Raw genomic sequence first — 6,654 nt, 5'->3', positions numbered from 1 at the left:
TCTGTCACCTCTCCCGCTTGCGGGAGAGGTCGGATCGCGTAGCGATCCGGGTGAGGGCACTCCTCTCCGCGATTAACCGACTCACTGCCTGAGGCGCCCTCACCCCAACCCTCTCCCGCAAGCGGGAGAGGGAGCGCGCTGCGGATCGCGGGAACGCTTACTTCAAACGGCCCGCGGGGCGCCGCTTACTAAGCGTTGCCTCAGAACAGCGGCTTGGTCTGCCCCACCTTCAGCGGGCCGAGCATCACGGCGCCTTCGACGAAGCGCAGCGGGAAGGCGCGGGCGGGGCGGCCTTCCAGCGTGGTCTCCTGGCCGAGCGCGTCGATGCCGGCGACGGCCGCGACATTGGCATTTTTGCGCACCACTTGGCCGAGCCCCGGAATGGCGCGGTCGAGCGCGCCGAGCACGTTGTTGACGTCCTTGGCGCGGACGCCGGGCGCCAGCCGGTCGAGCGTCGATTGCGACACGCCCTGCTCCAGCATCTTGTCGATGCCGAGCTTGGGGATCACCTGGTCGAGCCCGGTCGCCACCATCTGCAATTCGCCGTCGACATAACCCTGCGCGGTCAGCCCGAGCGAACCGGTCGCGACCGCCATCATGTCGCCCTGCTGGATCCGCGCCTGCTCGAACTGGATCCGGCCGCCGGCGGCCTGGATCTCGCGGAAGCGCTGCGGCCACGGCTTGGGGCGGAAGTCCTTCAGGCCGCTGATCAACAGACGCAGATGCGCATCGAACGGATCGGCGAGCAGCGGATGCAGATCCTGCACCGACGTGCCGTCGAGGCTGAGATCGACTTCGAGCTGGCGCGGCTCGGCGCCAGTGGCCTCACGCTGCCGGCCGTGCAGCTCGGCGTGGCGGGCGCGCGCCAGCGGCACGCGGGTGTCGCCGCGGAAGCCGTCGAGCGCCGGCTCGTCGAACACCAGGGCGACCCGCTCCGGCGTGCCCGGCAGTCCGGCCACGCTGCTGCGCGCGGTCTTCCAGTTCAGCTCCATCGACACCGGCTGGCCGCGGTCGGCGAAGCTCGCCGGACCTTTGAATTCGGCGATCAGCAGGCTGGGCTGATACAGCGACGACACCACGAGGATCTCGCCGAGCTTGGCGGTCACCGGGGTCTGGGTCGCGGCCTGCTGCGCGGTCTGTGAGGTCAGCGCGACGCTGGCGTTCTCGCAGCGAACTTCGAGGCGGAACGGAAAGCCCGCCACCGAGCGCTGGCCGCAATCATAGCTGCGGCCGGCCGCCGCCTCGCGCGCGCGCCACTGGTCGACGATGCGGTCGACCTGGCTTGCCGAGAACAGCCAGAATGCGCTCCAGGCGAGCGCCGCCAGCACCACCACGCCGGGGAGCAACAGCACCGGCCACAGCGGGCGACGGGGGGAAATCGTGGAATCTGCCATCGCGCCTACTTAAGGGGAGAAGCCCGAAAAGGGAATCCGCGACCGGCTGCCGCACGCCATGCCGCGAACGCGGCCGACCCGCGCGGCAAACCGCTCACGCTTCATGGCCCGATGGGGTAAGGACTGAATTTGTCATTTGCACGATAGCCCGCCTGCACGCATGTCCGCCAAAACGCTCACCGAATCCGAACTGTCCGAGGGCGACCTCTGGGTGTTCGGCTATGGCTCGCTGATGTGGAATCCCGGCTTCGACTTCGTCGAGCGGGTGCCGGCGCGGCTGATCGGCGAGCACCGGGCGCTGTGCGTGTATTCGTTCGTTCACCGCGGCACGCCGGAACAGCCCGGCCTGGTGCTCGGGCTCGACCGCGGGGGCGCCTGCCGCGGCATCGCGTTCCGCGTCGCCGACGCGCACCGCATGGCGACGGTGGCCTACCTGCGCGAGCGCGAGCAGGTCACCAGCGTGTACCGCGAGGTCAAGCGCTCGGTGTGGCTGGAGGACGACGCCCGGCGCCGGATCAGCGCGCTGACTTACGTGGTCGACCGCGGCCACGCGCAATATGCCGGCCGGCTGTCTTACGCCGAGCAGCTTCGCCACGTCCGCCAGGGCCACGGCCGCTCCGGCCCGAACCGCGATTACGTGATCGCCACCGTGAAGGCGCTGGAAACCCAGGGCTGCCGCGACGTGCCGCTGCACCAACTCGCAGAAGCGCTGCGCGACGAGGCACCGGTACATTCTGGCCGGTGAGCCGTGGAAGGGCCAGCGCGCGCATCCTAGAGTTGTGACGACAGCCTGCCAGGGGCTACATTTCGATTCATTCATTCTTTTCTTCAGGCTTGGCAAATGGACGGATTAGCGATCGCCCGAGAACGCATCGCCCGGGAAGCGGAAGCTCAGACGGGTGTCCTGGATCTCGGAGGGCTTGGACTTTCGGAGCTCCCCGAGGAATTATTCGCGCTGAAGCATTTACGCAGCCTCAATCTGGGTTCGACCAGCAGGCAAGCCCGCGATCACCGCATTTCTTGGCGCAAGCCCGCTGAGGCTAACAGACTCGGAAGACAAGCCAATCGCCTCTTCGAGCTCACCTCGCTCGAAGAACTCGACCTTGAGTGGACCGACAAGGAGAGTCTTGCTGGAATCGAGGGCCTCCCCAACCTGCATACACTCGATTGCTCCAACACCCAGCTGAGCAATCTCGCCCCCCTCTCGGCGCTCACTAACCTGCAGACACTCAATTGCGCCAGGACCGAGGTCAGCGATCTTGCCGACGTTGGCGGGCTCACCACGCTGCAGACGTTCGACTGCTCCGACACCCAGGTGAGCGATCTCGAACCGCTCGCGGCGCTCGCCAACCTAGAGACACTTTTCTGCTCCAACACAGAGGTAAGCGATCTCGCCCCCCTCGCCGCGCTCGCCAACCTAAAGACGCTCCATTGCTCTATCACACAGGTGCGCGATCTTACCCCCCTTGCCACGCTCGCCAACTTGGAGACGCTCTTCTGCTCCAGCACGCAGGTGAACGATCTCGCCCCCCTGGCCACGCTCGCCAACCTGGACACGCTCTTCTGCTCCAACACACAGGTGAGCGATCTCGCACCCCTTGCCGCGCTCGCTAACCTGCAGCGGCTCTTTTGCTTTGACACCCAGGTGAGCGATCTCGAACCTCTCTCCGCACTCGCCAACCTGCAGATTCTCGATTGCTCGAACACACAGGTGAGCAATCTCGCCCCCATCGCCGAGCTCGACAACCTGCAGACGCTCGATTTTTTCGACACCCAGGTCAAAGACCTCGCACCTCTCACCGCGCTCGTCCACCTGCAGACGCTCGATTGCTCCGGGACCCAGGTCAACGACCTCGCCCCCCTCGCGGCGCTCACTAACCTGCAGACGCTCCATTGCTACAACACCCAGGTTAGCGATCTCGCACCGCTCGCCGCGCTCGCCAACCTAAAGACGCTTTTCTGCTCCAACACCCAGGTAAGCGATCTCGCCCCCCTCGCCGCGCTCGCCAACCTGCAGACGCTCCATTGCTCCGACACCAAGGTTAGCGATCTCGCCCCCCTTACCAAGCTCACCAACCTGCAGACTCTTACTTGCTCTCGCTGCCGGCTCAAGCGGGCTCCCGAGAGCATCTGGTTCGCAGCGTCTCTAAACACACTACATCTACATGAAACGGCCCTTCCAGGAGTTCCTCCAGAGGTGCTTTCTCAGGCCTCCAATGACAACTGCCTCGAATCCCTGCGCGCCCACCTCCGCGACCTCGAAGCTGGGGAAGAACCGATCTCCGACATCAAGCTGATGGTGCTCGGCAATGGCCGGATCGGCAAGACCCAAATCTGCCGCCGTTTGCGCGGAGAACCATACGATGCCAAAGTCGACTCCACTCATGGCATCTTCGTCAACACCGCCGAGCTAACCTACGATGATCGTTCGACGGTTCGACTGAACATCTGGGACTTCGGCGGCCAGGACATCTATCACGGCACGCATGCGCTGTTCATGCGAAGCCACTCAGCCTTTCTGCTCGTCTGGACACCCGGGTTTGAGGACACGGCCGAGCATGCGCATGGCGGACTCGTTTTTCGCAATCAGCCGCTGGTTTATTGGCTGGACTACATCCGCAAGTTCGGCGGCGACGACTCTCCTGTCGTCATTACTCAGGCGCGGTGCGACTCCTGGAAAGAGGAGAAGCTCCGGCCACCGGCTTCGGACTCGATCCTCAATCGATTCGTCTTTCCACCGCGTATTGTTCGATACAGTTCGCGGACCGATTACGGGCGCGCGAGCCTCGACGAATCTTTGAAACAAGTTGTTTCGTACTTAAAAGAACAATCTGGGACAACCGTCATCGGGGCAGGACGCGCCAAGGTCAAGCGACAAATCGAAGTGTTGCGAGACAAAGATGCAAAGCTCCCAATTCTCGAGCGCCAAAATCGAACGATTAGTCACGTGGTGTTCGAAAATTTCTGCAAAGAGGCAGGAATCGATAATCCCGACCCCTTGCTGGCTTATCTGCACAACGCGGGCACTTTGTTCTACCGCAAAGGTCTATTTCACGATCATATCATCATCGACCAAAACTGGGCGCTGGAAGCGATCTACGCGGTCTTCCATCGTGAAAAATGCTTCGTCAAGATCAGGCGACTTCACGGCCGGTTCACGCGATCCGACCTCGCGGATTGGATCTGGAATGAAGCCGGCTACGGGGAGAAAGAGCAGCAGCTTTTTATCAGCATGATGGAGTCCTGCGGCATCTGCTTCGTGCACCGTGAGGCCGTTCCGGAAAAAAGAATTGAAGCAGAATACATCGCTCCAGACCTTCTGCCTGATCGAACCGAAACCGAGATCGACCAGAAATGGGATGCTGGTTGGCCGTCCGAGTCGGTTGAATTCCGCTACGACCTGTTGCCGACGTTCCTGACGCGGGCGATCATTTCACGCATCGGCCGCGACGCCGGACTCTCCGCCGACTATTGGCGCGACGGGGTTTATGTCTATGAAGCAGATACCGGCAGTCGGGCGCTGGTCGCTCAACGCCGGGACGCCTCCGGCTTTGGCGGCAGCATCATTATCCAGACGCAACGCGGCCGTGCCAGCGCACTACTTGCTCGGCTAACGAAGCTGGTGGAACTGGAGCAGCAGCGTCTGGGGATCTCCTCGACCACAACGGGGCAACGGCCGATTCATGCGGAAGAATGCCCGGATGACCCCACAAAACATACCCAAACTATCCGCGCGGAACCGCTGAATTTCACCCAGGAGCCAACCAAGCAGCCAGAATACTTCGTATCCTACGCCTGGGGAGACAACACAGCCGACGGCCGCAACCGAGAAACAGTCGTGGACGACCTCTGCGCAGCTGCGGAGGCGCGCGGAATTACGATACTTCGCGACAAGAAAATGCTCACGGTCGGTGACCGTATCACAAAATTCATGACACGGCTCGGCCGCGGCAACCGGGTCTTCATTGTGTTGAGCCAGAAGTACCTGCAATCTCCCTATTGCATGTATGAGCTTGCCGCAGTTTGGCGAAACAGTCGCCAGGACGACGACGAATTCCTCAAGAGGATTCGAGTGTACGCGTTGGACGACGCCAAGATTTGGACCCCAACCGACCGCGCGCAATGCGCCGTCTTTTGGCGCAAGCAGAGCAATGAGCTTGAACAAATCTTAAAGGACCACGGTCCGGACGTCCTCGGTGACCGAGACTTCGACCGTTATCGACTGATGAAAGAATTTGCACATCAGATCGGCGACATACTCTCAACAATCACCGACATTCTGCAGCCACGAACGTTTGAAGAGTTAAAGCAGTATGGCTTGGCAGATCTTCCAGACGAGCAGCCATCCTTGGCGCAACACTGAGTTGCGGCCAAGGATTATCCTAGGTCCTCAAGGGTCTTGAGATCCACAGCGGTCGATAGCGAAATCGACCAGCGGCGCTCAAGGATTGCCGACCTGTTCGCTCTCCGGCTTCGGCGCCGGCTCGGCCTGTGGCGGCACCGCGCTGGGGACGCGGCCGAACAGCTGTGCCTGCTCTTGGCGCGCTTCGGCGACCAGGCGGTTGGTGGCGGTTTCGACCACGTCGCTGAGCTGCCTGAGGAACTCGCGGCGGTCGAGGCCGGCAGGAAGCGGATCGAGGAATTCGACCACGATCGTGCCCGGGTAGCGCATGAACTGGCGCCGCGGCCAGAACAGCCCGGCGTTCAGCGCCACCGGCAAGCACGGCACGCCGCAATCGACATAGATCTGGCCGACGCCACTCTTGTAGTTCGGCGGCGCGTCGACCGGCCGGCGGGTGCCTTCCGGAAAGATGATCAGCTGCCGGCCGCGGCGTACTTCCTCGCGGGCGCGGCGCGCCATCTCCACCAGGGTCTTGACGCCGGCGGCGCGGTTGATGGCGATCATGCCGCCGCGCAGCAGGAGCTGGCCGAACACCGGAAGCCAGGTCAGCTCGCGCTTGAGGATGTACAGCGGCTCGTCGAAGAACTGCAGCAGCGCGAAGGTTTCCCACATCGACTGATGCTTCGGCGCGACGATCAGCGGCCCTTGCGGGATCTTCTCGAGGCCGCGGAATTCGACCTTGGTGCCGCAGATCAGGCGCATCAGCCAGATGCTGTTCTGGCCCCACATCTTGGCGACCTTCACAACCGCGCGGCCGGAAAACAGCGCCGCCACGGTCGCGGCCAATACCCAGCCCACCAGCACGACGTAGAACAGCACGTTGAAGATCAACGAACGCAGGAAGATCACGAACATCGG

Annotated in this window: 4 protein-coding genes; 2 read left to right on the top strand and 2 right to left on the bottom strand. The window is 62.7% G+C overall.

The genetic code is table 11. From position 1 onward, the window contains the following. Window positions 1-200 precede the first annotated feature (200 nt). Complete coding sequence (locus DY467_RS21385) at window positions 201-1,394, bottom strand: DUF2125 domain-containing protein (protein ID WP_164638799.1); 1,194 nt, start codon at window positions 1,392-1,394, stop codon at window positions 201-203. Between the two features lie 160 nt (window positions 1,395-1,554). Between DY467_RS21385 and DY467_RS21380 the strand changes: the two genes are divergently transcribed. Next, window positions 1,555-2,139: a gamma-glutamylcyclotransferase gene (locus tag DY467_RS21380; RefSeq protein ID WP_164638797.1), complete on the top strand. Its 585-nt coding sequence runs from the start codon at window positions 1,555-1,557 to the stop codon at window positions 2,137-2,139. 96 nt (window positions 2,140-2,235) lie between these two features. Continuing rightward, entirely contained in the window at window positions 2,236-5,757 is a 3,522-nt protein-coding gene (locus tag DY467_RS21375; protein WP_164638795.1) for a leucine-rich repeat domain-containing protein, read from the top strand. Window positions 5,758-5,835: 78 nt separating this feature from the next. On the opposite strand, the gene DY467_RS21370 is transcribed toward DY467_RS21375, so the two are convergent. Then, the gene (locus DY467_RS21370; protein ID WP_107346266.1) at window positions 5,836-6,651 is read right to left on the bottom strand and encodes a lysophospholipid acyltransferase family protein; all 816 of its coding nucleotides are present in this window, start codon (window positions 6,649-6,651) and stop codon (window positions 5,836-5,838) included. Window positions 6,652-6,654: the final 3 nt, after the last annotated feature.

It is taken from the genome of Rhodopseudomonas sp. BR0G17, assembly GCF_010907025.1.
In the GTDB taxonomy this organism is placed as follows: Bacteria; Pseudomonadota; Alphaproteobacteria; order Rhizobiales; family Xanthobacteraceae; genus Rhodopseudomonas; species Rhodopseudomonas palustris_H.
This window is presented reverse-complemented; position numbering and strand designations above follow the sequence as displayed.